Here is a 25,252-nt window from a genome sequence, read left to right on the forward strand (position 1 = left end):
CCTTTCTTGTTTCTCGCCAACACACATTACAATTTATCAAATTCGCTGTCTGGTGCCATCTCAAGCGCTAGTGCGGTCAACGCGCTTTTGTTCGTAATAATGTATCCTGATTTCTGCTTAATCAGCACCCCATCCTGCGTGAATTGAGCGATCACATACAGCAGGTGACGATATGAAACGCCCATATACTCCGCCACAGAAGTATGCTTTTCGCGATACACATCACAATGCTGAGTTAATAAAATAAATGCGGCCAAGCGATTAATCAGTGGGAATGATTGGTTTTGCGTCAGCGAAATAATATTGCGATAATTTTTTTTACTGAGCGCAACGCAAAGATTACGTAAAAAAGTAGCGTCGTTTAAAAGCGGAGCACGAAACTGTTTTATTGGTAACGCGAGGCACCAACACGCCTCGATAGCCTGAACGGCGCGTGGCTCGTGATCCATATCGACCAGCTCAATTTCTCCAATAAAACAAGGCGCTGCAAAGAAATCGATCAACGACACGCGACCATTCGCCAGCGTTGAATACAGCTTAGCCCTCCCCTGTGCAAGGTAGAACAGATAGCTCGGAGGATGACCTTCTTTGACAATAAAATCACCTGCCAGCACATGGAACAGCTTTGTATTACCCACAACATCAATAGAAAAATTTTGGCTATAGCCCGTAGCCTCCAGCAGTTGCTGTTTCAGACTCGTGTCCAAGACTTCCTTCATCGCTATCCCCCGATATGAGATTTCTCATATTTAATATACGTTTTCCATTGTTATGCTTCAAACGCTGCGAATAAACATACCTGAACTTATTAAATTGATAATAAATTATTTTTAATACAAAAGAGGATATAACAATGAAAAAAAGAAAAATCATACTCGATTGCGATCCAGGCCATGATGATGCTATTGCTATTATGCTAGCCGCAAGACATCCAGCCATTGATTTGCTTGGAATAACCATTGTTGCCGGAAACCAAACGCTAAATAAAACGCTCGTCAATGGATTAAACGTGTGTCAGAAACTAGATATTAACGTACCTATTCATGCCGGTATGCCAAAGCCCATTATGCGTGAGCAAATTGTAGCTGACAATATCCATGGTGAGAGCGGATTGGACGGGCCAAAATTTGCACCATTAGTTCGTAAAGCCGAAAGCAAGCATGCTATTCAATATATTATTGACACGCTAATGAACAGCGATGGTGACATAACATTAGTTCCCGTTGGCCCATTAACCAATATTGCCGTTGCCATGCGTATGCAACCGGCTATTTTGCCAAAAATTCGTGAAATTGTATTAATGGGTGGTGCCTATGGCACAGGGAATTTTACTCCTTCAGCCGAGTTTAATATTTATGCCGACCCAGAGGCCGCACGCGTAGTATTTACCTCCGGAGTTCCGCTGGTCATGATGGGATTAGATTTAACCAACCAGACGACCTGTACTGCAGACGTCATTTCCAGAATGAAAAAAGTGGGTGGCCCGGCAGGTGAGTTATTCAGCGACATCATGAGCTTTACGCTTACAACACAATATGAGAATTATGGTTTGGCTGGCGGCCCCGTGCACGATGCAACCTGCATAGGCTATCTCATCAATCCTGACGCCTTCAAAATGCAGGATATGTATGTTGAAATCGATGTGAACAACGGCCCATGCTACGGACGTACCGTGTGTGATGAACTTGGCGTAACCGGAAAACAGCCTAATACCAAGGTTGGCATGACCATTGATACCAAATGGTTCTGGGACTTAGTAGAAGAGTGCGTTCGGATGTATATTTAACCCATGCTGATGAGTCATTTTTGAGGCATGTATTATACCGGCAATACTCAAAGCAATATTTTTATTAAGCCATATTCGCACACCAGCACGTCTGGCTTACGTAAGTTTGTCGAGATGAATTTGTTTTTCTCAATATAACTTAAGTTGCTTTTGGCATACGGCATATAAATACGTTGTCCATCTAATCTTAATAGGCAACATATTGTTGCCTATTAACATCAGTCATACCATAAGACGTTTATAAAAGGTATTCATAATGGATACGATGAGAAGCATTCTAGGTATGGTGGTACTGTTAGTCATTGCTTTTTTGCTATCAGTAAATAAAAAGAATATTAGTATTCGCACCGTTGGCGCGGCGCTAATATTACAAATATTGATCGGCGGTGCAATGCTCTATTTCCCACCTGGAAAATGGTTAGCAGAGCAGGCTGCATTCGGCATACATAAAGTCATGCTTTATAGCGATGCGGGTAGTGCATTTATTTTCGGCTCATTAGTTGGGCCAAAAATGGATAAACTGTTTGACGGCTCTGGTTTTATTTTTGCCTTTCGTGTCTTGCCAGCGATTATTTTTATCACTGCGTTAGTCAGTCTGCTTTATTATATTGGCGTAATGGGAATATTAATTCGCATCTTAGGCGGAATTTTCCAGAAAGCACTTAACATTAGTAAAATCGAGTCATTCGTCGCCGTAACAACTATTTTTCTTGGACAAAATGAAACACCTGCGATTGTAAAACCGTTTATTGACCGCCTAAATCGCAATGAACTGTTTACCGTCATTTGTAGCGGTATGGCCTCCATCGCCGGCTCGACGATGATTGGCTATGCCGGATTAGGCGTACCAATTGATTACCTTCTGGCGGCATCTTTGATGGCGATCCCCGGAGGTATTTTGTTTGCTCGTATTCTAAGCCCCGCAACAGAAGCCTCTCAGATCGACTTTGATAATCTTTCATTTACTGAAACACCGCCCAAAAGCTTTATTGAAGCTATCGCAGCAGGCGCCATTGCTGGGATGAAAATTGCCGCCGGAGTAGCAACGGTCGTCATGGCGTTTGTGGCTATTATTGCACTCATCAACGGCATTATTGGCGGAGTTGGTAGCTGGTTTGGCTTTGACCATGTCACGCTCGAAGGTATCTTTGGTTATATATTAGCGCCGCTTGCATGGCTGATGGGTGTCGATTGGGGAGATGCATCGCTTGCAGGAAGTCTGATCGGACAGAAATTGGCAATCAACGAGTTTGTTGCCTATCTCAGTTTCTCCCCTTACCTGCAAGCCGGTAGCATGTTGGATACTAAGACTATTGCCATCGTCTCGTTTGCACTGTGTGGTTTTGCAAACTTTGGTTCCATTGGCGTAGTTGTAGGCGCATTTTCAGCAATTGCACCACAGCGTGCATCTGAAATTGCTCAGTTGGGACTTCGTGCGCTGGCTGCAGCCACCCTTTCGAACTTAATGAGTGCCACCATTGCAGGTTTCTTTATTGGTTTTGCTTAAACGATAACGCGCCAGACTAAGCTGGCGCGTTATCGTTTATTTTGTACTGCGCTACGTAAACTGCATAGAACGATACCAAGCGGTATCAAATCACCCGCGTTGACTGGCCTATTACAGCGCCCCTATCGTCTAACAATCGACATGAGGAAATTCAGCAAGGCCTCGTTGACCCACTCGGGCTGTTCAAGCGTGCAAATATGTCCTGCCTGAGGGACAACAAGCTGCTTACAATTCAACATTTCAGCCATCAGATAGCCTTCTAACGGTGGTCTTGGTGCGTCTTGCTCACCGGTGATTACCAGCGCAGGCATCTTGAGCTCTTCCAGCAGCGGGCAGCTATCACCGCGACCAAAGATCATGCGGCCAAGCGGCACAATACTTTGGCGTAAAACGGATTCGGATAGATTGCTTAGATGCTCAGCTAATGCCTCCAGCAGATGGGGCTCGGGTTCGCGGCGGAAAAACATGGGTGCGATTTGTTCAACTAACACTGCAGGTACTTTTCCCGCTGCATCAATCGCATTTAGCATGGCGTCATATTTCTTGAATGTGACTTCAGGCTCCAATCCAACAAAGGTATCCATCAATACCAGCGCGCGCACGCGGTCGGGAACCATCGCGGCTAACTCTACGCCCCACATTCCGCCAACCGACAGCCCAACGACGGCAAATTCATTGATATCCAGTGCATCCATCAGAGCCAAGTGATCGCTGGCTAAATCTTTCAGAGAACGTCGTGACTCCGGCAGTGGATCGGACTTTCCATGCCCCCATAAATCTGGCGCTATGACGCGAAAATGCTGGCTCAGCGCCTCTATTTGTGGCGCCCACATGTTGGAGTCAAACATATAACTATGACCAAGAAGCAGAGCAAAACCTTCACCGCGATCGATATAGTGCATTTGACGGTCGTTTACTTGGATAAAAGGCATTGGGGATCCTTGCGAATAGAAGAAAAATACAAAAAAACCTATGCCGTAAGCGATATCACGCTCACAAGCATAGGTCTTAAAATCTACTGATGAATACCGGCTAATGCCAGAATAAAGGCATATTCTAATGCAATATCTTCATAGGCTTTGAAGCGCCCTGATTTGCCACCATGCCCAGCATCCATATCCGTGTAGAGTAGAAGCTGGTTGTCATCCGTTTTCATCTCACGCAGTTTCGCCACCCATTTCGCAGGTTCCCAGTATTGCACCTGAGAATCATGTAGCCCAGTGGTCACCAACATATGTGGGTAATCCTGCGCTTTCACCTGGTCATAAGGGCTGTACTGCTTGATATAGTGGTAGTACTCAGCATCATTCGGATTGCCCCATTCGTCATATTCGCCCGTTGTCAGCGGAATAGATTCATCAAGCATCGTGGTCACGACATCGACAAATGGCACCTGAGCCACGATACCGTGATACAACTGAGGAGCCTGATTCACAATCGCTCCCATCAGCAATCCCCCAGCACTGCCACCCATGGCGTAAACCTGTTTGGCATCGGCATATTTCTCATCAACGAGGTATTGAGTCACGCTAATAAAATCGCTAAAGGTGTTTTGCTTATGAAGCAATTTGCCATCGTCATACCACTGTTGCCCAAGATCCGCGCCGCCGCGAATATGGGCAAGAGCAAATACAAACCCGCGGTCAAGCAAGCTTAAGCGGCTAACACTGAAAGCAGGATCCATGCTGCTTCCGTAGGAACCATAACCATAGACCAATACAGGGTTGTGCCCAGCACGGAAGAGATCCTGTCGATAGACGATGGAAACCGGCACCTTCACGCCGTCGTGAGCCGCCACCCATAACCGCTCGCTGCGATAAGCACCAGCATCAAAGTTTTTTACTTCTTGCTGCTTAAGCAACGTACGCTCACCCGTGTCCATATTGATTTGGAATACGGAGCTGGGCGTAGTCATTGAAGAATAGCCGTAGCGTAGCAGCTCGGTATCTGGTTCTGGGTTAAACGACAGCCACGTCATATAGGTTGGATCATCGAAACGAATATGTTTCTCTTCACCGGTTTGCCAATTTATCTGACGCAGATTAGTTAATCCCTGCTCCCGCTCCTCAACCACCAGCCAATCTTTAAACAGGCTAAAGCCTTCAAGCATCACATCGTCGCGCGCGGCAATAATAGCCTGCCAGGTCTGTTCCTGACTTGAGGTAGATTGATAAAGACCGAAATTTTTCCCATCTTTATTAGACCGGATATAAAAGGTATCGCGGTAGTGATCCAAACTATATTCATGGTCGCGGCGACGCGCTGAAAATATCTCTGGATTAGCATTAGTATCGTCAGCATCCAACAGCAAGATTTCAGAGGTTGTGGTGCTCGAAATATGAATCAGAATATATTTGTTAGAGATGGTCTTCTCTAAGCCAACGTAGAAAGTATCGTCAGACTCTTCATAGATCAGTTGGTCTTCAGCAACCGGTGTTCCTAAACGATGGCGATAGACCTGGTAAGGCAGCAGCGTTTGAGGATGTTTACGTACGTAATAGATTGTGGTGGAGTCGTTAGTCCACTCAAAGTGCCCCGCCGTATTGTCCAGAACTTCGTCGTACCAGCTGTTGTCGCTCAGACGTTTAATGCGAATGTCATACTGACGCCGAGAGAGAAAGTCCTCAGCGATAGCCATCAGTTGATTATCAGGGCTAACTTCAATGCCACCTAAAGCGTAGAAATCATGTCCCTCAGCGCGCTCATTGCTGTCGACGAGCAATTCCCAGGCGCTATTATCTGTCGCATCAGCTTTTTGTCTAACATACAGCGCATATTCCTGTTCAGGTTTATATCGCGACTGATATCGATAGCCGTTACGTTGATAAGGCACAGATTCGTCTTCTTGAGGAATACGCTCAACCATTTCATTAAACAGTTGCTCTCGAAGTTCTTCTTCACCGCGCATGCACGCCTGAGTATAGGCATTCTCAGCTTCAAGATAACTCAGAACCGCTTCGTTGCTGCGTTCATCGTCACGCAGCCAATAGTAATTATCGATTCGTGTATCGCCATGCATTTCCATGACGTGCGGGTGTTTTGCTGCAATCGGTGCTTTCTTCATTATCTACGCTTACCGCCTGTAATCTGATGCATGTAACTTAGAAGCGCTCGCCCAGAGATAACTCACGAAAGGGCAAAAATTAACGCTTGTAGTCGACAGGAGATAACTCCCCTCTCTCTACATTATTATACGACCTGCGGATCTCGGTAAGCTGTTTACATACAATAAAAAAGTTTTTTTCATTCATCGGGCTAAAAAGGTAGTAGCCTTGCAGCGCTGGGCAACCTAGCGCCTCTAACGCCTTAAACTGCTCTTCGGTTTCAACATGCTCTGCTATCACGTTCATATTCAACGCATTGGCGATCAAAATAAGGTGCTCTACCAACATACAGGCATCGGGGTTTTGCATGGCATGGATCAGCTCGCCGGGAATTTTTATCTGCGTTAACGGCAAATCAGCGATCAAAGAAAGTAATTGATAGTTATCTCCAAAATGGTCAACCGACAACCCACAACCTAATGCACGAAGCTTATGTAATTCCGTAATGATTAACGGATCGCTAAACAAATCATTATCCCCGAGCAACTCAATGACTAACCTATTTGCTGGAATATCATAGCGCTGTAAAACATTACCAATCTGTTCACTGAATTCCGTCGTGTAAAGTTGAGCTAATGGCAAATTGAATGACAATATTAAATCAGGGGATATTTCACGATGAACACGCTGCAACAGTTGGCAGACATTATCAGCAATCCAAAGATTCAATGCATGCATCAAACCAAAACGTTCTAAGGAGTCCAAAAAATCATAGGGCAAAAGTGTCCCCTGCTGAGGATGGCGCCAACGCACTAAGGCCTCAGCACCTAATAAAGTGCCATTAATATTGCATTGTGCTTGGTAGTCTAAATAAAATTCATGCTCAGTGAAGGCCGATTGCAACGCTGTTTGCAATGCCATCTCTAATTCCAAAGGAGAAACACTCTGGTCTAAAACACCCAAAATATTATAGTGCTTATTATTCATTTTGTTATCTAATTATTAATAAAATGATGCTTGATTTAACTGCATTCAGATTAGAATTCGCTAATCTCAAAACACTTAAATTACAATCCTAAAGAAATAGTGAATATTCTTACAGCCTACCAGCGAGTTCGCACATTAAAATGGCGGCCTATAGCTACCAAACATCACATCCATCGTAAAATAACACATGTGTGTATACTCGATGGCACACTCGGCCACGACATCAAGAGATAAATTACACCAAGCAAAACGAGAAGATATCTCAATAAGTCTTAAATTTCAAAAAGATAAGCTTTATCGTAAAACTATTTTACATTATATTCTCTGAAGTGAGAAACATACAATTTAGCACTTTTGCCCTAATAAGCAAAATTTTTAGACCATGATATCGAACTAAGTCAAATTCTCAGCTCAAGATATTTATTAGCTTAATATTTATAGTCAAAAATGTTTCTTTGCGCCTCAGATTTTAAATCCATGTTCATCAGGACAATAACGGGAAAAATTTAATAGGAATAAGATTTATAACTGAGATTAATACATATGGACTTTGTGGTTTTTCCTAAAAAGAAATTTTAAAACCTCTTTAACTTTAATAAAGAGGTTTTAGATGATACAAAAATAAGTTTTATTCTGGGTGGGAATATTCGAGTTTTCCAGCTTTGCAATCAACGTTAACGGTATAGTTTTTGTCAACTTTTGTACCGCGTACGGTGAGCTTAAGCACCCAGTCACTCCCCTTTTGGGTAACCTGATCCTGATTCACCCACACCACTGGCGTACTCGTGCCCAACAGTGCTTTATCATCAGCCCAGCGCGGAATTCTATTTTGTAAGAAGTCGTTCTTCACCATCGTAGAAAGCTGAGTTGCTGTAGTTTGCTCACAGTTCGCAATGGTAACCACCCGCTGCTCACTTTGCTGAGCTTGAGCAACACCCGCTGAAAGCGCCAACGCTAATCCAGCCACACCTAACGTAATTTTGTTCATTTTCAATCCTCATTTAGCTTTGGCGCAGAGATCTTCCCTGCAGCCGATGGCTATTCCATGATATGAACGCACGCTCTGTGTGCCTGAACACGGCAAAGCGCGCTAACGTATGTGGAAACTAATCACATACAGTTCATTAAGCCCTGGATAAATCTCGCTGATAACCTGCTTCAGCTCGTCCAGTGTCATATTCTCTTGCGCCGCATGAAGCTCTGTCAGTTCACTCATCAACACAGGGGTGACACTCTCAACTTCGATCGTGCAAAAATAGAACCCGTCTTCATAGCGACTCACGCTGAGCAACTCTCCTTTCTCGAAGTGAGATTCGCTGCTATCACGGATCGTGATGGTTTTCTTACCTGACAAAATATCAGCTTCAAAACGACGGTAAAATGTTATCTCACGTTTCATTCTAGATCCAGAAAAGTAAATAATATGTGAACTAAAACACTAGGCGGCGTTATCAATCGCAACTTTTACCTTTTTAGGCGTATTTTTTTCTTCGTCGCCTGCCTTTAGCGATTCAAGAGAGTTACCACGCAGCAGCAACGAAAGCTGATCTTTATGCTCTGCAAGGTAAAAACTGAGCGATTCCAAAACGCCGTCTTCTAAATCAACAGATGAATCCGCCAGCCACTCACTCAAATTGTCTGCCAGATCCAGCATCTTATCGTAAGCATCGGCTTCTTTTTTACTGGCAAAGGTCATTTTTTCTACTCCATCACGAACTACCACGTACTGAATTTCAACGCTCATAAACCACTCCGAAATACTGTATATAATATCAGTATATTTATTTTTATCTCTTTCTGCAAAATTGACAACGAGTAAAAGTGACGTTTAGACATAAAATGTTTAGAAATAGTAGAACATCGCCACTCGCTGAATAAGCCCTGCATTGCGTTCTTCCAGCAACGCGCGTTCTAAGAAAGGAAATTGCTCATCCCCCACCAGCGTAAAGCCGACTTTCTGATAGAAAGGCGCATTCCAAGGTAAATCGAGAAACGTAGTCAGTCCTACCCCGCTAAAACCACGCTGGCGGGCTGCAACTAAAGCGTGATCAACCAGATAGTGCCCTATTCCGCGCTGGCTGAATGCGGGTAGCACATTCACCTCAGCTAAATGAGCAAATTCACCGATAACCTCGAGCATGGCAAAACCAATAGGTTTCTCATTGCGGATGGCTACCCATAGGTTTTGCGCCTGGTGTGCCTGCAATAAGCGCTCAGCAGATAGCGTAGCATTGCGTAAAGATTCTGGGAGTCTGTCTGCGGGAAACTGTGCGGCGGCGAGGCGTTCCACTTCGGCTAACATCGTGAGATGCTGCAGTTCTGCGTACTGGAACGTTATGTTTTCATTAGTCATTGCTTGGTTCTATCCATTCTGAGGCTAAAATGCAAAAAACCCGCACTCGGCGGGTTTTGTCAGCATGATAGTATCAGCTTAATTACAGCGCAATAACATCAGCCGCAGACGGGCCACGTGGGCTGTCCTGAATGGCGAATTCTACCTGCTGGCCTTCAGCCAGAGTTTTGAAGCCGTCACTCTTGATGGCAGAGAAATGGACGAATACATCTTTGGAACCATCAGCTGGAGTGATGAAGCCAAATCCTTTGCTTTCGTTGAACCATTTAACGTGACCAGTTTTCTTGCTCATTTAACTTTCCTTTACTTAAAATTACTTGCCGTTAGGCATGGTAGACCCGTTTACTAACATAACCTAGACAAATCGTATCCTAACGCTCGGTTAATTAAACGCCCATTTAAGAATAGGCAGAAATATAAGCCGAATCATTAAGCAAACAAAAACGATATGATTACATCAGCATTTCAGGCGTCAGTATTAACGCATAGTTTCATGCTCAGCGCAAATATTTCGTGGGTGATAGCCTTGTTTATAAATACTGTACGTACAGTCTGTTCTAATTCTATATATTGACAAATATTCGCCTATACAATAATCAGCAACTAAAAAATAAATTGTTAATAATCAACAGAGTAAAAAAACACACCGTGCTTACATTATTTTTTATTAATACGCAAAAACATTCATAAATAAAATAGCGACGTACATCACAAATATAACTATGATGTCGATAAAACAAACGAACAAGGCTTTGAATAACAGACTGAAATAAACAGCGCGTCGCTGTCATCTTTTTATTACACGAATATATAATGAACACAGGATCCGCAATCGACACTGCGGACCCCTTCATTATCAGCGAGGAACACGAATTCCACCTTCCACACCTTTAGGGCTTAGAAGGACTTGCCAGAGTTGGATGTTTCTTGCTCTAAATGCTCCTGCACACGCATTAAGATAATAAGTGAACATCCGATAGAAACGATCGCTATAGTTGTCTTTAATTTCCGGCCAGCTTTTCTGGAATGCCTCAAACCAAGCCATCAATGTACGGTCATAATCGACGCCAAAATTATGCCAATCCTCCAGCACGAACAAATCCTCACTGTTCGAAGCAATATGTGCCACCGACGGTAAACAGCCATTCGGGAAGATGTACTTATTGATCCATGGGTCGACGTTCAGGTCAGTCTGATTAGAACCGATGGTGTGGAGCAAGAAAAGCCCATCTGGTTTTAGATTGCGCGCAGCCACTTCGAAATAGGTACGGTAATTTTTTGGTCCCACGTGCTCAAACATTCCAACAGAAGCAATACGGTCAAATTTTTCGTTTAAGTCTCGGTAGTCTTGTAGCAAAATCTCGACATCTAAGCCTGCACAACGTTCTTGCGCCATTTTTTGCTGCTCAGCAGAAATCGTCACTCCTTTCACCGACACACCGTACTCTTTCGCCGCGAACTGTGACAATCCTCCCCAGCCACAGCCAATGTCCAGTAAGGTCATTCCCGGCTTCAGTTGCAGTTTTTCACAGATCATCCGCAATTTTGCCTGCTGAGCCTGCTCCAGCGTTTCTGCATCTTTCCAGTAAGCACAAGAATATTGCATATACGGATCGAGCATTCTGCTAAATAGGTCGTTACCCAGATCGTAGTGCTCTTTCCCCACTATCCATGCACGTTTCCGAGTCTGATAATTAAAAATGCGAGCTGAAGCAATTCGTACAATATCACTGAAATGTTTCGGCAAATGCTCATCAAGTTCAGCGGCTAAAATGTGTTGGAAAAAGATATCTAAACGATCACACTCCCACCAACCGTCCATATAGCTCTCGCCAAGCCCCAACGATCCCTCTTGCAACACGCGATGAAAGAACTCGGGGTTTTTGACGCGAATATCCTGCGGTCGAGTCCCATTGATAGTAATTCCGGCCTGGCTTAGCATTTCCTCTGCAATTCTGTACCAATTGTCTTCTTTTAATTCTGTCTCAACAACACACGTCGAACTCATGGTTCACTTTCTCCCCTATACCGCGCTAACCCTCCAGCTGCACGGCTATTGCTGTTTTAATTATTCAAAATTCAGTACCCAACAGGGATTCACCCTCGCCGATAGCTGTATTTATCATACAATAGATTTATCATACAAATGAAATTTAACTTAATCAACCTGTGATAAGCCGATTGAACTGAGCAACGTATTTTTTTGTCTGTTGTCTGCATCCAACCGAAACTCATATATAAATATAATTAATATCCTAAATAAATAATTAGCAACACATGTTATTTCACCCCTGTTTGACTGACCTATCGTATTCTTCAGTCCTGAGTAAAATTGGCAGCTCAACCTTATTTTCATGGTGCAAATTAAATCGAATTACTGACACGCAAACGTTTTCGTATATACTGCAACCGATTTTTTGCAAGCTCATAGGATGATGATTATGTTGTCGATTGGAACTGCGCTCCGCCCACACGCCACTCGCGTCATGCTTTTAGGGTCCGGTGAATTAGGTAAAGAAGTGGCTATCGAATGCCAACGTTTAGGCATTGAAGTTATCGCCGTCGACCGCTATGCCGATGCGCCCGCCATGCAGGTTGCCCACCGTAGCTATGTGATAAACATGCTAGACGCTGAGGCCCTTAAAGAGCTGGTCGAGCGTGAACGCCCAGATTTTATCGTGCCAGAAATTGAAGCTATCGCCACATCGATGCTGGTTGCGTTGGAAAACGACGGACAAAAGGTCGTCCCATGTGCACGGGCGACCCAGCTCACCATGAACCGCGAAGGCATCCGTCGTCTGGCCGCTGAAACACTAGAGTTGCCCACCTCTCCTTACCGTTTTGCCGAAACAGAGGAAGAATTCAACGCAGCTACGCAAGAAATTGGTCTGCCGTGCATTATCAAACCTGTGATGAGCTCATCCGGCAAAGGCCAAAGCTTGATTCGCCATGCCGATGAAATGACTAGCGCGTGGCAATATGCCCAGTCTGGTGGCCGTTCGGGTCAAGGGAAAGTGATTGTTGAAGGTCTGGTGAAATTTGATTTTGAGATCACCTTACTCACCATTAATGCCTGTGATGGATTACATTTCTGTGCGCCAATTGGTCATCGACAACAAGACGGCGACTACCGCGAATCATGGCAGCCTCAGGCGATGAGCGACAACGCACTCGCGAAGGCTCAGGAGATCGCGGGTAAAGTCGTCACGGCTCTGGGGGGCTATGGACTATTTGGCGTTGAGCTATTTGTTTGTGGCGACGATGTCATTTTCAGCGAAGTATCTCCACGCCCACACGATACTGGCATGGTGACGCTGATTTCTCAGGATCTGTCAGAGTTTGCACTGCACGTTCGTGCGTTTCTTGGTTTACCTATCGGTCATATTCGCCAATTTGGTCCCAGCGCCTCTGCGGTGATCCTGCCACGTTTGCACAGCAACGATGTCGTCTTCGAAAATGTGAAACAGGCACTGAAGCCACAAACGCAGTTAAGATTGTTTGGCAAACCAGAAATCGATGGCACCCGCCGTTTAGGCGTTGCGTTAGCGTATGAAGAGACGATTGATAAAGCGATTGCGCTTGCCAAGCAAGTCAGCTGTTGTGTGGTAGTGAAAGGATAAAACATCGGGCGCGGAAACGTCTCCGCGCCGCTTCATTACAGATTATTCTTCATTTTGTTTGTCGATTTGTTTTTCGTTTTCGTTTTCATCTTCATCATCAAATAAGACTTGGATGTGTCCGCCGGTGTGGTTAGCACGAATTTCCGCCGCGACCAGAGCAATAGCTTCGCCGCTGCTCATGCCCTGTTCCATCAGTTTGTGAATGCGATCGGCAGCCTCTTGCTGTTCTGTATGTGATAACGCTGGCATTCCGCTGTTCATCAATAACTCCTGCTGCTGAATGGTAATACGGGGGCAAGAGTATAGCCGCAAACCACGCACAAGCCTAGATAATGCAAGGGCATTTATCCGCTAATCTTGCCTGCAATTTATGGTAGTCTTATCTTTGTCATATCAACATCGACGTTGAACCAAAATATCTGCATACCTATAAAAGTGATCTCTCGTCCATGACTGCCATAACCTCTTCACCTGCTGCACTGTCGCGTATTGATTTAGACTATACACCGGATGCCCTGCTGCATTATTTTGCTCCGCTCGTGCAACAACCTTGGGCAATGCTGCTGTATTCCGGCGGCGCTAATCATCACCATAATCGGTTTGATATTTTAGTCGCCCAGCCTTTGCTCACCCTAACCACCCGAGGGCAACAAACCGCCATCGCAGAAAACGGCCATGTTCGTTATAGCGAGCAAGATCCGCTGCGCTTGGTTCAAGCAGAATTATCGCGTCTGCTTCCAACGATGTCAGAACAAGCCGACACCCCGTTTTGCGGCGGTGCCGTCGGTCTATGGGGCTACGATCTTGGGCGACGCTTTGAAACCCTGCCTGAACAGGCCGATGCTGATTTATCAACACCTGATATGGCGGTGGGAATTTATGATTGGGCACTGATTGCGGACCACAGATTAAAACGCTTAACTTTAATCGTTCATGGCGACGCTCAAGCACGCCTTGCGTGGTTGAGCTCTCAGGTCAAAACGCCGCAGCCTTCTCATTTCCGGTTAACGTCATCTTGGCAAGCCAATTTAACCCAGGAAGAATATAGCCAGCGATTTGCCCGCATTCATGATTATCTATATGCGGGTGACTGCTATCAGATTAATTTGACCCAACGCTTCAGCGCGAGCTACCAAGGTGATGAGTGGCAGGCCTTTTTACGTTTGAATGAGCACAACAAAGCACCGTTTTCGGCGTTTGTGCGCTTACCTGAAAGCGCCATTTTGAGCGTGTCACCTGAGCGTTTTTTGCAGCTTGAGCAGAAAAATATCTCAACGCGCCCCATTAAAGGTACGCTGCCGCGCTTAGCCGACCCTATTGCCGATAAATTACAGGCTAAAAAGCTGGCGAGCTCTCGTAAGGATCAGGCTGAAAACCTGATGATTGTCGATCTCATGCGCAATGATGTAGGACGCGTCGCTCAGGCAGGCAGCGTGCGCGTTCCCGAGCTGTTTGTTGTGGAACCCTTCCCTGCGGTACATCATCTGGTGAGCACGATCACCGCAACGCTGCCGAATAACCTTGATGCAACCGATCTGCTGCGCGCGTGTTTCCCCGGAGGATCAATCACCGGAGCACCTAAAATTCGCGCCATGCAGATAATTGAAGAATTAGAGCCTCAGCGACGTAATGTCTACTGCGGCAGTATTGGCTACATGAGCTGCTGCGGGAATATGGATACCAGCATTACCATACGCACGCTATTGGCCGAGAATGGCAAGATATATTGCTGGGCCGGCGGTGGCATTGTCGCTGACAGTCAGGTCGATGCGGAATACCAAGAAACTTTCGACAAAGTTGGGAAAATATTGCCGATCCTTGGCGACGTCGAGGTGTCAGCATGATGCGGCTTTCTCCTGAACTCAGCGAATTTGTGGCGCGCTTTCAGCTGCAGGCCCCTATCCAAACGAACGAAGGCCATAATCTGCGCCAAGCCGCGGTTCTGATCCCCATCGTTAATCGCCCACAGCCGACGCTGTTGTTAACTCAGCGTTCAAGCCATCTACGTAAACATGCCGGGCAGGTTGCTTTTCCGGGAGGTGCCGCTGATGTAACCGACGGTTCTTTGATTGCGACGGCGTTACGCGAGGCTCAGGAAGAGATCGCACTCCCTGCCGAGAGCGTTCACATTATCGGACAGCTACCGGCGGTAGACAGCATCACTGGCTTTCGGGTGACTCCCGTGGTTGGACTTTTGCCTCCCAGTATCACCCCTATCGCCAGTGAAGACGAAGTTGCTGCCGTTTTCGAAATGCCGCTGCGGGAAGCGCTCGCCCTTTCCCGCTATCACCCGCTAGATATCCACCGCGGCGAACATCGCCATCGAGTCTATCTGTCTTGGTATGAGCATTTCTTTGTTTGGGGTATGACGGCCGCCATTATTCGCCGACTGGCTCAGCAAATCCACGTTTAGCCAGCCCTACTAATCATCAAACAAACTAATCCGATATCTCAACAATAGGGTTAGTTTATTCCCTCATCGAGATGGATTAGAGATTCCTCGATCCCTATCACTCTCTTTTTTCTGTTATCCGCTAAAGTAAACCCTACAAACCTTGGTAAATACGGGTAAATTCGTAGCTCATTACTTGATTTATCTGGCATATGTCGCAATATCATAGATAAGCCACTATGAATTAGCCTGTTTGTAGTGACAGATATTTCCGTCAGATTATCTTTTCACAGGTAGGGAAATGCCGATCAAGCGCCGGTTATTTGTCGCATAAATCGGCGTACAGACCTCACCTGATGTAGGGTTAATCGATTTTTTTGCGTTTATTGTAGATAAATTGAAGGATTGCACGTGCGTCACCCGTTAAGTTCGGCTATTGTTGGCGCGCTTTAGTCATGGCGTGAGCAATATGCGAATTCTTACATTAAATTTTATAATGTGAAACTGCTTCCACGGCAGCAAACTCATTGAACGTTAAAGCAAACAGCACCAGAAAAAACACCACGGACTAACGGTGGCGAATCCGTTTTCCGCAGTCTAATAACTTTTATATAAAGACAGTATTTCACGAAGCACGATTATATGTTTCTGAAAGCAATGTCTACTAAGGAGTCCCAACGTGATTAGCGTTTTCGACATGTTTAAGATCGGTATCGGCCCTTCCAGTTCACATACCGTGGGCCCGATGAAAGCCGGCAAACAGTTTGTCGACGATCTGATTGATAAAGGGTTGCTACCTTCTGTCACGCGCATTTCCGTCGATGTTTATGGTTCTCTCTCCCTCACTGGTAAAGGCCATCACACTGATATTGCTATCATCATGGGACTCGCAGGCAACATGCCTGATACCGTGGATATCGATGCAATTCCGGGTTTTATTCGCGACGTAGAGCAACGTCAGCGCCTGCTGTTGGCTCATGGCCAGCATGAGGTTGATTTTCCTCGCGAAGGCGGGATGAACTTCCGTAGCGATAACCTATCGCTGCATGAAAACGGCATGCAAATCCATGCATTTGCGGGCGAAAAATTGCTGTATAGCAAAACTTATTATTCTATCGGCGGCGGCTTCATCGTTGACGAAGAGCACTTTGGTAAAGATAGCGCGGGCGGCGTGACTGTGCCTTACCCGTTCCACTCCGCGCAAGAGCTGCTGGATCATTGCAAAGAGACAGGGCTGTCTATCAGCGGTCTCGTTATGCAAAACGAACTCGCGCTGCATACCAAAGATGAAGTTTATGCCTATTTTGGCGACGTTTGGGCAACCATGCAGGCCTGTATCGACCGTGGTCTAAATACTGAAGGTCTTCTACCTGGCCCACTGCGTGTACCGCGTCGTGCATCGGCGTTACGCCGTATGCTCGTCACCACCGACAAATACGACAAAGATCCGATGACGGTGATCGACTGGGTGAACATGTTTGCCTTAGCGGTTAACGAAGAAAACGCCGCCGGTGGCCGTGTCGTAACTGCGCCTACCAATGGCGCCTGTGGCATTGTTCCTGCCGTACTGGCCTACTATGACCACTTCATAGAGCCCGTCACACCAGACGTTTTCGTGCGCTACTTCTTGGCGTCCGGCGCTGTAGGTGCTCTGTACAAAATGAATGCCTCCATCTCCGGTGCTGAAGTCGGTTGTCAGGGTGAAGTCGGTGTAGCCTGTTCGATGGCCGCAGCGGGTCTGACAGAATTGATGGGCGGTAGCCCTGAGCAAGTGTGTATCGCGGCAGAAATTGGCATGGAGCATAATCTGGGCCTAACCTGTGATCCGGTTGCGGGTCAGGTACAAGTGCCTTGCATTGAACGTAATGCCATTGCGTCGGTGAAAGCCATCAACTCTTCACGTATGGCGCTGCAACGTACCTCAGAACCGCGTGTTTCGTTGGATAAAGTCATCGAAACCATGTACGAAACTGGTAAAGATATGAACGCGAAATATCGTGAAACTTCGCGTGGCGGCTTGGCGATTAAAGTTCAGTGTGATTAAGCCGTAGCTAAATTCGCGCAATAGCTAAAGTCATTTTAGATTGCGTTGATAAGCCTAAAGCCCTAAGCGTGCTATCAGTCAAACTGATAACGGCTTGGGGCTTTTTCATTCCCTACAAACAATTACTGCGCAAACTCTCGCCAAAATGCCTCCGGCGTCAAACCACCCAGTTTTTTCTGTGACCAGCGTTGATTATACTGTTCGCATATCTGCTGTAGATAATCATCAAGGCCAATATCCCCGACAGCAGGAATGAGCTCACTTAAGAAACACTCTAGTCGTAGCGTAATATCAGCGGTGTCGCTTGCTCTTAGCGTCAATGGTAACCCATGTTCAGCGCTCCATTGCTGTAATGGATGATCGGGTGACAATTCATTACCAAATAGCTTCTTATTTTCAGTCTCAACAGATTGTATAGCAGCCGGTGTGATTTTCATCATCGCCTCCAGCCAATGCACCACCAACGTTGGAGATGCCCCTGCGTAAGCACGTGCTGCAATCCAGCCGCTCACCTCTTCTTGCGCCCACAGAATATGATGTTCGCCGCCGTCTTCAGGCAGCAAACTCACGCGCTGATAAAATAAACGTAGTTTCCCCAGGTTCATACCGGCCTTAACGGCTTTCTTGCCGCGCAGCTCGCGCGCCTCTAATACGTTCATATGTGCTAATTCTGCACGCCGCATATAGCGGTCTAAACCCGCACGTGAAACACTTTGCTGCATCCCTGAATTAACCAACGTAAACAGCTCGTCGAGAGGGATCATCAGCTTTTGTCTCAGCCAGTTGATCAGCATGCTTTGCTCTGGTCTCAATACCTTGTGCACATTCTTCGGTGCCGTATGTTGATCGGCAACGCTTTGTCGCTGCCGCCAGCGACGTACCGTCGCCACCGAAATACCAAGCTCCTGTGCTAGCACCCTATCGCTCTTATCAGACTGTTGGATATACCGCCGAACTCTGGGCGTGGTTGTCGCGTTAGCGTGTAGCTTAATTTCCATTTCAGATCTCCTTGAATGATCGAATTAATGATATCCAATCATGTGAGACTTGTTTGTTGTAACCGTCACATTGTGAACTAACGCAACTTTATCATCACCTCATTCACACATAATCGCCGCATTAAGATCCCGTTACTTCATCATTAAAAAGCAATTTACGGAGTTCTCTATGAGCAACGTTTTAGGATTTCTTGAGGCGAAACTGATGCCGCTGGCGGCTAAAGCTGCACAGCAGCGGCATCTGTGTGCAATACGTGGCGCTTACGTTTCATTTATGCCATTCATCATTGTCGGCTCCGTTTTACTGATCATTTCGTCATTTCCAAGCCAAAGCTATCAACAGTTTATGGCCGGCATGTTTGGCGCAACGTGGAGCAACATCGTTGAAATCCCGTTTAACGCCGTCTTCTCGACCATGTCGCTGTTCATCAGTTTTCTGGTCGCTTATCGGCTCGCGGAGCACTATGAAGAAGATCGCGTATCCTGCGGCATTTTAGCTCTGGTATCTTTCCTCATCCTGACGCCATTCATTAAGGTAGAGGCGCTCGGCAATATTACTGTGGTTCCCACTGAATGGATCGGCAGTAAAGGGCTGTTTGTCGCCATGATCGGTTCACTGCTATGGACCGAGCTATTTTGCTTCTTAAAGCGCAAAAAACTGGTTATCAAAATGCCGGAAGGCGTACCACCGGCGGTACAAGAATCTTTTGCGGCGTTGATACCGGCGCTGGTCGTGATCGTTCTGGTATTAGCCATTCGCATCGTTTTCGAACATACCCATTACGAAACCATTCATCAGTTCATCTATCAAGTGGTTGCCACACCGGTACGTCATTTTGGTACCTCTTATATTGGTGCGCTGCTGACGGTGTTATCGATCACCATTCTATGGTCGGTGGGGATTAACTCCGGTTCAATGGTGAACGGCATTATTCGTCCACTATGGATGGAAAACCAAACCGACAACATCGCAGCCATTCAGGCAGGTGTCACACCACCGCACATTATCACCGAGCAATTTTTCGATATGGTCTGGATGGGCGGCGCAGGGGCTACGCTCTCGCTCGTGATTGCCATGCTCTTCTTTGCCCGCAGCAAAAGTATGCGTGAGGTTGCTCGATTAGGCGCTGGTGCCTCGGTATTTAACATCAATGAACCGATCTTGTTTGGCCTGCCTATCATCATGAACCCGATCATGCTGATCCCGTTTAACTTGGTTCCCTTGGTTCTGGTGACCGTTCAATACATCGCCATGAAAATCGGCATGGTTGCCGTTACCACCGGCGTGTTTATTCCTTGGACTCTACCGCCGGTCATCAGCGGGTTTATCGTCACCGGTCATATCAGCGGCAGCTTGATGCAAATCGTCAACCTGCTGATTGGGGCCATGCTGTATCTGCCCTTCCTACGCATTCTGGATAAACAATATTGCGTTGCAGAAAAACAATAGATTATGTCTGTTATACAAAGAATTAGGAGCTTTACATGTGGGGAATGATCGCGACATGGCGCATGGCGCTAGAAGGCATCACACACGCCAGCACCCTGCTGGCGAAGGGGGAAAAGTCAGCCAAAGCCGTGGTCAATGCCGTTGCCGACGTTGAGGATTTTCCATTTTATAAATCCGTGGGCTACGGTGGTTTGCCCAGCGAAAACGGTGAAGTTGAATTAGACGCCGCGTTTATGGATGGCGATACCTTAGCGTTTGGCGCCGTCGGTAATTTGGTTGATATCGCCAACCCCATTCGCGTGGCGCATGCGCTGAGTAGAGAACGGTTCAACAGTTTGCTGGTTGGCGTTGGTGCCCGTGAATGGGCGCTGAGTCAGGGATTTGCCGAAAAAACCATGCTCACCGAGCGCGCCATGCAACACTATCGCAAGCGCTGTCGAGAAACTATCGATCAGGGGCTTAGCCCCTACGATGGCCATGACACCGTCGGCATGATTGGGCTGGATACCCATGGTTCGATGAGTGTAGCAACGTCCACCAGCGGTTTATTCATGAAACGTCGTGGCCGACTGGGCGATTCCCCTATCATTGGTTCCGGATTCTACTGTGATAGCCAAATCGGTGCGGCAACCGCCACCGGCGTTGGCGAAGATTTGATGAAAGGCTGCACTAGCTACGAGATTGTACGACGCATGGAAGGCGGAATGACACCGCAGGACGCCGCTGACTCGGTGATATTTGAGCTCGAAGACAAACTCATGGCGCGTTTTGGTCGCGTGGGTGATTTGTCAGTCGTTTGCATGAATAAACTGGGCGAATTTGGTGTCTCCACCAATATCAAAACATTTTCATTTGTTGTCGCCACGCGCGATCTTCCTCCTACCGTTTACCTCGCCGAGCGTCAATCCGACCGCACTCACTACGTCCCTGCCGATGAAGCATGGATGAATGACTATGCGGCGCGGATCCGCGCACCTATCGGAGAACCTCAATATGATTAAATCTCAGGTCATAAACGCTGCATCACATGCCGTCTTATCAAGTAAAGATAGCCACCTGATTTCCTTTGCTGGCAGTGCGCTGTTAACGCAGACCGAAATCGATACCTCGCTATTATCGGCTCTGCAAAAAGACGCGGTACACTCCGTCGCCGATTGTGCCTACGGCTGCGCCCCCTTTGGTCGAGTGACCTTATTGCCCAAGGATCATTGGCTAGATTCGATAACCACTAAGCTCCATGCCGCACTACGCCCTCTGTTACGTAAAACGGCATGTAGCGAACTTATTGTTGATTGCAGCCTGTGGGACACCAAAAAAAGCGCAGACCGCGCCATGCTCTCTTCATTGCTGATCTTCTTGTTTAATCTGGATTATCAACTGAGCGATTTAGGGCTCAAAACACGCACTGAGCCTGCGATTCGGATTAAACATATCTCCCTTTGCTGTCCGCCACAGGATCAAGCCGCGGTGGAGAAAATACGTTGCCAGGCTGAAGCCTCGGCTATTGGCATGATCGCCGCTCGACGTATCGCAGACATTCCCAGCGATACATGCACACCTGAATTTGTCGTAACCGAAATCGAGAAAATCATCGCGCCGCATCGAACACTGCGCTGTGAGATTTTGGAAGAAACACAGATTGAGCGCCAAGGCTTAGGTCTGTTACATGCGGTGGGTAAAGGTGCAGCCAACCCTCCTCGATTGATGGTTCTACGCTATGAAGGCCGCGCCGACGGGCCATTCAGCGCCTATGTAGGCAAGGGAATTACCTTCGATACCGGCGGGCTGTGGCTCAAAGGCGGCGAAGGCATGTACACCATGAAATACGACATGTGCGGTGCCGCCAACGTCTTTGGATTACTACTCGCCGCCGCTGAAATGAAGCTACCAGTACGCTTAATTGGCGTCTTGGCACTCGCTGAAAATATGATAGGCCCAGAAGCCATGCGCCCAGGTGACGTTGTCACAAGCTATGCCGGCCTTAAGGTTGAAATTAACAACACCGACGCAGAAGGACGCCTTGTTTTAGCCGATGCCATTGCCTATGCCGGCCAGCTTACCTTAGACGATCAGCATCCTCAGTACATCATCGATATGGCAACGCTCACCGGTGCTGTCGTCAAAGCCTTAGGCTACGACCTCAGCGGGTTATGGAGCCAAAATGCTGAACTCAGCCGCAAGCTCATTCAAGCCGGGCTGCACGCACACGATGAGGTGTGGCCACTACCGCTCGACCCGCGCTTTGCGCCACAGGTTGAAAGCGCTATTGCCGATGTTTGCAATACCCCGACTAACAACGCCGCCATCAGCACGTCGGCGGCTTATTTCCTGAGCCGTTTCTGCCCAGCAGATATCCCTTGGGCGCACCTCGATATTAGTGGAACCGCGCTGTGGCGCGAAGGTGGCCGAAGCGTCGCCTCTGGACGCCCGATCCCTCTTTTAATGCAGCATTTGATAGAAGATTTGGAGAAATAACATGAAAAAAATTCTGTTGGTTTGTGATCTTGGTATGTCGACCAGTTTGATGGTTAAGAAAATGCTGGAGTCAGCTAAAGCACGCGGTATCGACGCTGAAATTTGTGCAAAATCAGTCCGTGATTACAAGACCTGTGCTGCTGATTTTGACGTCGCCTTATTAGGCCCGCAGATCCGCTATAAGCTGCCTGAATGCGAAAAAATCGCTCAGGAACACGGCAAGAAAATCGCCTGTATCGATATGATGGCCTACGGCACCATGAAAGGCGATAAGGTTCTTGACCAAGCATTAGCGTTGATTGAAGAGGCTTAAGCATGGATCTTGAAAATGAAGTGATGGAGCTCATTGCAAACTCTGGTTATGCACGTAGCTTAGTTTTTCAGGCCATTCGCTGCGCTCGTGAAGAAAAAGATTTTGCTCAGGCCGAAATCTACATGCAGCAGGCACAAGAGGCATTATCTTCAGCCCATCACGTGCAAACCAAACTGATCGAAATGGATGAAGGAACAGGAAAGATCCCTGTGCATTTGGTGATGGTTCACGCGCAAGATCATCTAATGAATGCCATTATGTTGATGGAATTAGGCCGTGAAATTATCGCCCTGCATCAACAATTCGCTCACTAATGAGTTCCCCCCTTACCAAAAGTAAGGGGGTTTTAGCCAAGATCAGTAAATTATATTAAAAACGCTAAGGTATTTTTTTAGAAAGCCCTCTGCCTATACATCAGAATTTTCTCTAAGTCTGTACAGAAAACAGTAAGATCTGCGTAGATAAATCCTAATTTAGCTGTTTTTTAATCACCTACCGGTTTTATTATCTTTACAATATCGACCTGCCATTGATATTTACGCTACTATCCGTCCACATTTTCTTTTCAATAGCTACACTTACGCAAAGAGTGAACAATTCATTGACTGTATGTTGGCTAGGATTTTCCTGTCAAAGGATGCTTGATGCGCTTCTCAAAGGTGGCAGTTAAAAAGTATCGCTTGTACCGTTTACTGCTCGCCGCTGGAGCAGGATTGTTTGCTTTTGCTATTTCCATGGGTGGACGCTACAGCCAAGAGCTAGATACCGTGCGCACCGCGCAGCACAAAGCCGCCCTCTCTGCCGTACAACAAATCGACCGCCTGCTTAACTCAGCCAATGAAATTTCAACTACCCACAACGAGCTGGTCAACAGCAGTTGCCCTCAGGCTCAGCCACGCTTGCTAAACATGTCAGTGCAGTTACAGACCGTACGGGCTATTTTGTTGGTTAAAAATGACGTTATTTTTTGCTCTAGCCTGTTCGGCCACCGCGACTATCAGCTCGATGTGATTTTTCCCACCTTTGCTAAGCCCGGTCATAACCTGATGCTTAAAGCCGCATTATTGGTTAAGCGTGGAAGCCCTACGCTGCTTTTTTGGGTGCCGACTCGCTCAGATCCTCACAGCGGCATGATTCACGTATTTCATATCGCCATGTTGTCGAGCTTCATTCTTGAGCCGCAAAAGCCCTATGTGAATTACATGGCTCTCAACGTTGAAGGACAGACGTTGATTTATGGCCAAGAGATGATCCGTCAAACGCGAGATATCACGGATAAACCCAACGTCGCGCTGAATTCTGACCAATATGCTTATTCCGTGGGGGTTTTCTCCGATCCTGATTGGCAGCTCGCGCTGCGCTCACTTCCTCAGCACATTCCGCTTTCTCTGCTGGTCTTTTTACTCGCAGGGATTATTGTCTTTATGGTTTCGGCTAATCGGATGAATTTGGCCTATCACATTTCTTCGGCGATCCAGCGCAAGCAATTCCAGCTCTATTGCCAGCCGATTATTCAAAGCCAGAGTGGCGAATGTGATGGAGTGGAAATCCTGCTGCGTTGGTACGATGAGCGCCAAGGATGGATCTCACCGGATATCTTTATTCCTCTAGCCGAACAGCATGGCTTAGTTCAGTCGCTCACACGCCACCTTCTGTACTCGCTAGAACAAAACAAGCACCTGTTTCCACAAACGCCTGATTTTTATATCAGTATTAATATTGCTGCCGAACATTTTGCTCAAGGCCAGCTTGCGCGCGATCTGCATAAACTGTGGTATCAATTTAATCCCGCAACAAAGCTTATGCTAGAACTCACAGAACGCTCGGAATTGCAGCCAGCGGATTATACTCAGCTAGCCCAACTGCGCGCGATGGGGGCATCTCTCGCGCTGGATGATTTTGGCACGGGGCACAGTTCATTGAGTTACCTGCAAAACCTGCATCCCGACGTACTGAAAATTGATAAGACATTCTGCGCAACCATTGGTACAGATGCCATCAATGCCAAAGTGCTCGGCAGCATTGTTGCATTGGGCAAAGAGCTCAAACTGAAGCTCATCGTTGAAGGGGTTGAGACTCGCCAGCAGGCTGATTATCTGCGCCAATTAGGCGTTTGTGCGATGCAGGGATTTTACTTTGCACGTCCGATGCCGATTGCAGAGTTTCCGCAGTGGTTGGCTCAGCAATATGCCAAACCGAAGCAGGATGATTGATTAAGTCATTAAACTTCCCTCCCGTTTGGGAGGGAAGTATTAACTGTAATTAGGAACGACTGTTATTAAC

24 protein-coding genes are annotated in these 25,252 nt (G+C 46.8%); 12 read left to right on the top strand and 12 right to left on the bottom strand.

Going from position 1 to position 25,252, the window contains the following annotated elements:
• Window positions 1-26: 26 nt before the first annotated feature.
• Window positions 27-719: a transcriptional regulator YeiL gene (gene yeiL, locus U0008_RS11415; RefSeq protein ID WP_043493300.1), complete on the bottom strand. Its 693-nt coding sequence runs from the start codon at window positions 717-719 to the stop codon at window positions 27-29.
• Window positions 720-853: 134 nt separating this feature from the next.
• Between yeiL and rihB the strand changes: the two genes are divergently transcribed.
• Together rihB and U0008_RS11425 are read left to right on the top strand one after the other, a co-directional pair.
• Complete coding sequence (gene rihB, locus U0008_RS11420; protein ID WP_043493303.1) at window positions 854-1,786, top strand: ribosylpyrimidine nucleosidase; 933 nt, start codon at window positions 854-856, stop codon at window positions 1,784-1,786.
• A 256-nt stretch (window positions 1,787-2,042) separates the two neighbouring features.
• The gene (locus U0008_RS11425) at window positions 2,043-3,293 is read left to right on the top strand and encodes a NupC/NupG family nucleoside CNT transporter (RefSeq protein ID WP_043493304.1); all 1,251 of its coding nucleotides are present in this window, start codon (window positions 2,043-2,045) and stop codon (window positions 3,291-3,293) included.
• Window positions 3,294-3,415: 122 nt separating this feature from the next.
• Here U0008_RS11425 and U0008_RS11430 read toward each other — a convergent pair whose 3' ends face one another.
• The 9 genes from U0008_RS11430 to cfa all read right to left on the bottom strand — a co-directional run bounded on the left by U0008_RS11430 (window position 3,416) and on the right by cfa (window position 11,685).
• Complete coding sequence (locus tag U0008_RS11430) at window positions 3,416-4,225, bottom strand: alpha/beta fold hydrolase (RefSeq protein ID WP_025796782.1); 810 nt, start codon at window positions 4,223-4,225, stop codon at window positions 3,416-3,418.
• Window positions 4,226-4,308: 83 nt separating this feature from the next.
• Window positions 4,309-6,357 carry a S9 family peptidase gene (locus tag U0008_RS11435; protein WP_043493306.1) on the bottom strand — a complete coding sequence of 683 codons (2,049 nt, stop codon included), beginning with the start codon at window positions 6,355-6,357 and terminating at the stop codon, window positions 4,309-4,311.
• 79 nt (window positions 6,358-6,436) lie between these two features.
• Complete coding sequence (locus tag U0008_RS11440; protein WP_043493307.1) at window positions 6,437-7,324, bottom strand: EAL domain-containing protein; 888 nt, start codon at window positions 7,322-7,324, stop codon at window positions 6,437-6,439.
• A gap of 628 nt (window positions 7,325-7,952) precedes the next feature.
• Window positions 7,953-8,312, bottom strand: a complete 360-nt coding sequence (gene yebF, locus U0008_RS11445; protein ID WP_025796788.1) for a protein YebF — start codon at window positions 8,310-8,312, stop codon at window positions 7,953-7,955.
• Window positions 8,313-8,414: 102 nt separating this feature from the next.
• Entirely contained in the window at window positions 8,415-8,723 is a 309-nt protein-coding gene (gene yqfB / locus U0008_RS11450; RefSeq protein ID WP_043493308.1) for a N(4)-acetylcytidine aminohydrolase, read from the bottom strand.
• A gap of 39 nt (window positions 8,724-8,762) precedes the next feature.
• Entirely contained in the window at window positions 8,763-9,068 is a 306-nt protein-coding gene (locus tag U0008_RS11455; RefSeq protein WP_043493310.1) for a YebG family protein, read from the bottom strand.
• A gap of 99 nt (window positions 9,069-9,167) precedes the next feature.
• Complete coding sequence (locus tag U0008_RS11460; protein ID WP_043493311.1) at window positions 9,168-9,677, bottom strand: GNAT family N-acetyltransferase; 510 nt, start codon at window positions 9,675-9,677, stop codon at window positions 9,168-9,170.
• A gap of 82 nt (window positions 9,678-9,759) precedes the next feature.
• Window positions 9,760-9,969 (bottom strand): transcription antiterminator/RNA stability regulator CspE, encoded by a 210-nt coding sequence (gene cspE / locus U0008_RS11465; protein ID WP_004094959.1) that lies wholly within the window; start codon window positions 9,967-9,969, stop codon window positions 9,760-9,762.
• A gap of 564 nt (window positions 9,970-10,533) precedes the next feature.
• Window positions 10,534-11,685, bottom strand: a complete 1,152-nt coding sequence (gene cfa, locus U0008_RS11470; RefSeq protein ID WP_025796797.1) for a cyclopropane fatty acyl phospholipid synthase — start codon at window positions 11,683-11,685, stop codon at window positions 10,534-10,536.
• 433 nt (window positions 11,686-12,118) lie between these two features.
• Here cfa and purT point away from each other — a divergent pair, with 433 nt between their 5' ends.
• On the top strand, window positions 12,119-13,297 hold the full coding sequence (gene purT / locus U0008_RS11475) for a formate-dependent phosphoribosylglycinamide formyltransferase (protein ID WP_043493314.1): 1,179 nt from the start codon (window positions 12,119-12,121) through the stop codon (window positions 13,295-13,297).
• Between the two features lie 42 nt (window positions 13,298-13,339).
• Here purT and U0008_RS11480 read toward each other — a convergent pair whose 3' ends face one another.
• Entirely contained in the window at window positions 13,340-13,558 is a 219-nt protein-coding gene (locus tag U0008_RS11480; RefSeq protein ID WP_025796801.1) for a YoaH family protein, read from the bottom strand.
• 188 nt (window positions 13,559-13,746) lie between these two features.
• Here U0008_RS11480 and pabB point away from each other — a divergent pair, with 188 nt between their 5' ends.
• The 3 genes from pabB to sdaA all read left to right on the top strand — a co-directional run bounded on the left by pabB (window position 13,747) and on the right by sdaA (window position 17,733).
• Entirely contained in the window at window positions 13,747-15,141 is a 1,395-nt protein-coding gene (gene pabB, locus U0008_RS11485) for an aminodeoxychorismate synthase component 1 (RefSeq protein ID WP_043493315.1), read from the top strand.
• The gene (locus tag U0008_RS11490; protein WP_043493316.1) at window positions 15,138-15,710 is read left to right on the top strand and encodes a CoA pyrophosphatase; all 573 of its coding nucleotides are present in this window, start codon (window positions 15,138-15,140) and stop codon (window positions 15,708-15,710) included. The genes pabB and U0008_RS11490 overlap by 4 nt, the downstream gene beginning before the upstream one ends.
• Window positions 15,711-16,368: 658 nt before the next feature.
• Window positions 16,369-17,733 (top strand): L-serine ammonia-lyase, encoded by a 1,365-nt coding sequence (sdaA, locus tag U0008_RS11495; protein WP_025796805.1) that lies wholly within the window; start codon window positions 16,369-16,371, stop codon window positions 17,731-17,733.
• A gap of 122 nt (window positions 17,734-17,855) precedes the next feature.
• Here sdaA and U0008_RS11500 read toward each other — a convergent pair whose 3' ends face one another.
• Window positions 17,856-18,731: a hypothetical protein gene (locus U0008_RS11500; protein WP_043493317.1), complete on the bottom strand. Its 876-nt coding sequence runs from the start codon at window positions 18,729-18,731 to the stop codon at window positions 17,856-17,858.
• 169 nt (window positions 18,732-18,900) lie between these two features.
• Between U0008_RS11500 and celB the strand changes: the two genes are divergently transcribed.
• The 6 genes from celB (at window position 18,901) to U0008_RS11530 (ending at window position 25,182) form a co-directional block, all read left to right on the top strand.
• Complete coding sequence (gene celB, locus U0008_RS11505) at window positions 18,901-20,181, top strand: PTS cellobiose transporter subunit IIC (RefSeq protein ID WP_043493319.1); 1,281 nt, start codon at window positions 18,901-18,903, stop codon at window positions 20,179-20,181.
• 35 nt (window positions 20,182-20,216) lie between these two features.
• The gene (locus tag U0008_RS11510; RefSeq protein ID WP_043493320.1) at window positions 20,217-21,182 is read left to right on the top strand and encodes a glycosylasparaginase; all 966 of its coding nucleotides are present in this window, start codon (window positions 20,217-20,219) and stop codon (window positions 21,180-21,182) included.
• A complete protein-coding gene (locus U0008_RS11515; protein ID WP_043493321.1) occupies window positions 21,175-22,656 on the top strand; it encodes a leucyl aminopeptidase family protein in 1,482 nt (493 codons plus the stop codon). Before U0008_RS11510 ends, U0008_RS11515 begins: the two co-directional genes overlap by 8 nt.
• Before the next feature lies 1 nt (window position 22,657).
• The gene (locus U0008_RS11520) at window positions 22,658-22,969 is read left to right on the top strand and encodes a PTS sugar transporter subunit IIB (RefSeq protein ID WP_040044857.1); all 312 of its coding nucleotides are present in this window, start codon (window positions 22,658-22,660) and stop codon (window positions 22,967-22,969) included.
• A gap of 2 nt (window positions 22,970-22,971) precedes the next feature.
• The gene (locus U0008_RS11525) at window positions 22,972-23,283 is read left to right on the top strand and encodes a PTS lactose/cellobiose transporter subunit IIA (protein ID WP_025796815.1); all 312 of its coding nucleotides are present in this window, start codon (window positions 22,972-22,974) and stop codon (window positions 23,281-23,283) included.
• Window positions 23,284-23,613: 330 nt separating this feature from the next.
• Window positions 23,614-25,182: an EAL domain-containing protein gene (locus U0008_RS11530; RefSeq protein WP_043493322.1), complete on the top strand. Its 1,569-nt coding sequence runs from the start codon at window positions 23,614-23,616 to the stop codon at window positions 25,180-25,182.
• Window positions 25,183-25,252: the final 70 nt, after the last annotated feature.

The sequence above is a fragment of the Hafnia alvei genome, assembly GCF_034424155.1.
In the GTDB taxonomy this organism is placed as follows: Bacteria; Pseudomonadota; Gammaproteobacteria; order Enterobacterales; family Enterobacteriaceae; genus Hafnia; species Hafnia alvei.

Excerpts from the sequence above, each read along its gene's own strand:
- celB (WP_043493319.1), top strand. The coding sequence starts at position 18,901 with ATGAGCAACGTTTTAGGATTTCTTGAGGCGAAACTGATGCCGCTGGCG.
- U0008_RS11455 (WP_043493310.1), bottom strand. The coding sequence starts at position 9,068 with ATGAGCGTTGAAATTCAGTACGTGGTAGTTCGTGATGGAGTAGAAAAA.
- U0008_RS11440 (WP_043493307.1), bottom strand. The coding sequence starts at position 7,324 with ATGAATAATAAGCACTATAATATTTTGGGTGTTTTAGACCAGAGTGTT.
- U0008_RS11515 (WP_043493321.1), top strand. The coding sequence starts at position 21,175 with ATGATTAAATCTCAGGTCATAAACGCTGCATCACATGCCGTCTTATCA.
- U0008_RS11430 (WP_025796782.1), bottom strand. The coding sequence starts at position 4,225 with ATGCCTTTTATCCAAGTAAACGACCGTCAAATGCACTATATCGATCGC.
- U0008_RS11480 (WP_025796801.1), bottom strand. The coding sequence starts at position 13,558 with ATGAACAGCGGAATGCCAGCGTTATCACATACAGAACAGCAAGAGGCT.
- U0008_RS11510 (WP_043493320.1), top strand. The coding sequence starts at position 20,217 with ATGTGGGGAATGATCGCGACATGGCGCATGGCGCTAGAAGGCATCACA.
- U0008_RS11435 (WP_043493306.1), bottom strand. The coding sequence starts at position 6,357 with ATGAAGAAAGCACCGATTGCAGCAAAACACCCGCACGTCATGGAAATG.
- pabB (WP_043493315.1), top strand. The coding sequence starts at position 13,747 with ATGACTGCCATAACCTCTTCACCTGCTGCACTGTCGCGTATTGATTTA.
- cfa (WP_025796797.1), bottom strand. The coding sequence starts at position 11,685 with ATGAGTTCGACGTGTGTTGTTGAGACAGAATTAAAAGAAGACAATTGG.
- yebF (WP_025796788.1), bottom strand. The coding sequence starts at position 8,312 with ATGAACAAAATTACGTTAGGTGTGGCTGGATTAGCGTTGGCGCTTTCA.
- U0008_RS11460 (WP_043493311.1), bottom strand. The coding sequence starts at position 9,677 with ATGACTAATGAAAACATAACGTTCCAGTACGCAGAACTGCAGCATCTC.
- yeiL (WP_043493300.1), bottom strand. The coding sequence starts at position 719 with ATGAAGGAAGTCTTGGACACGAGTCTGAAACAGCAACTGCTGGAGGCT.
- U0008_RS11525 (WP_025796815.1), top strand. The coding sequence starts at position 22,972 with ATGGATCTTGAAAATGAAGTGATGGAGCTCATTGCAAACTCTGGTTAT.
- U0008_RS11425 (WP_043493304.1), top strand. The coding sequence starts at position 2,043 with ATGGATACGATGAGAAGCATTCTAGGTATGGTGGTACTGTTAGTCATT.
- U0008_RS11530 (WP_043493322.1), top strand. The coding sequence starts at position 23,614 with ATGCGCTTCTCAAAGGTGGCAGTTAAAAAGTATCGCTTGTACCGTTTA.
- purT (WP_043493314.1), top strand. The coding sequence starts at position 12,119 with ATGTTGTCGATTGGAACTGCGCTCCGCCCACACGCCACTCGCGTCATG.
- U0008_RS11520 (WP_040044857.1), top strand. The coding sequence starts at position 22,658 with ATGAAAAAAATTCTGTTGGTTTGTGATCTTGGTATGTCGACCAGTTTG.
- yqfB (WP_043493308.1), bottom strand. The coding sequence starts at position 8,723 with ATGAAACGTGAGATAACATTTTACCGTCGTTTTGAAGCTGATATTTTG.
- rihB (WP_043493303.1), top strand. The coding sequence starts at position 854 with ATGAAAAAAAGAAAAATCATACTCGATTGCGATCCAGGCCATGATGAT.
- U0008_RS11490 (WP_043493316.1), top strand. The coding sequence starts at position 15,138 with ATGATGCGGCTTTCTCCTGAACTCAGCGAATTTGTGGCGCGCTTTCAG.
- cspE (WP_004094959.1), bottom strand. The coding sequence starts at position 9,969 with ATGAGCAAGAAAACTGGTCACGTTAAATGGTTCAACGAAAGCAAAGGA.
- U0008_RS11500 (WP_043493317.1), bottom strand. The coding sequence starts at position 18,731 with ATGGAAATTAAGCTACACGCTAACGCGACAACCACGCCCAGAGTTCGG.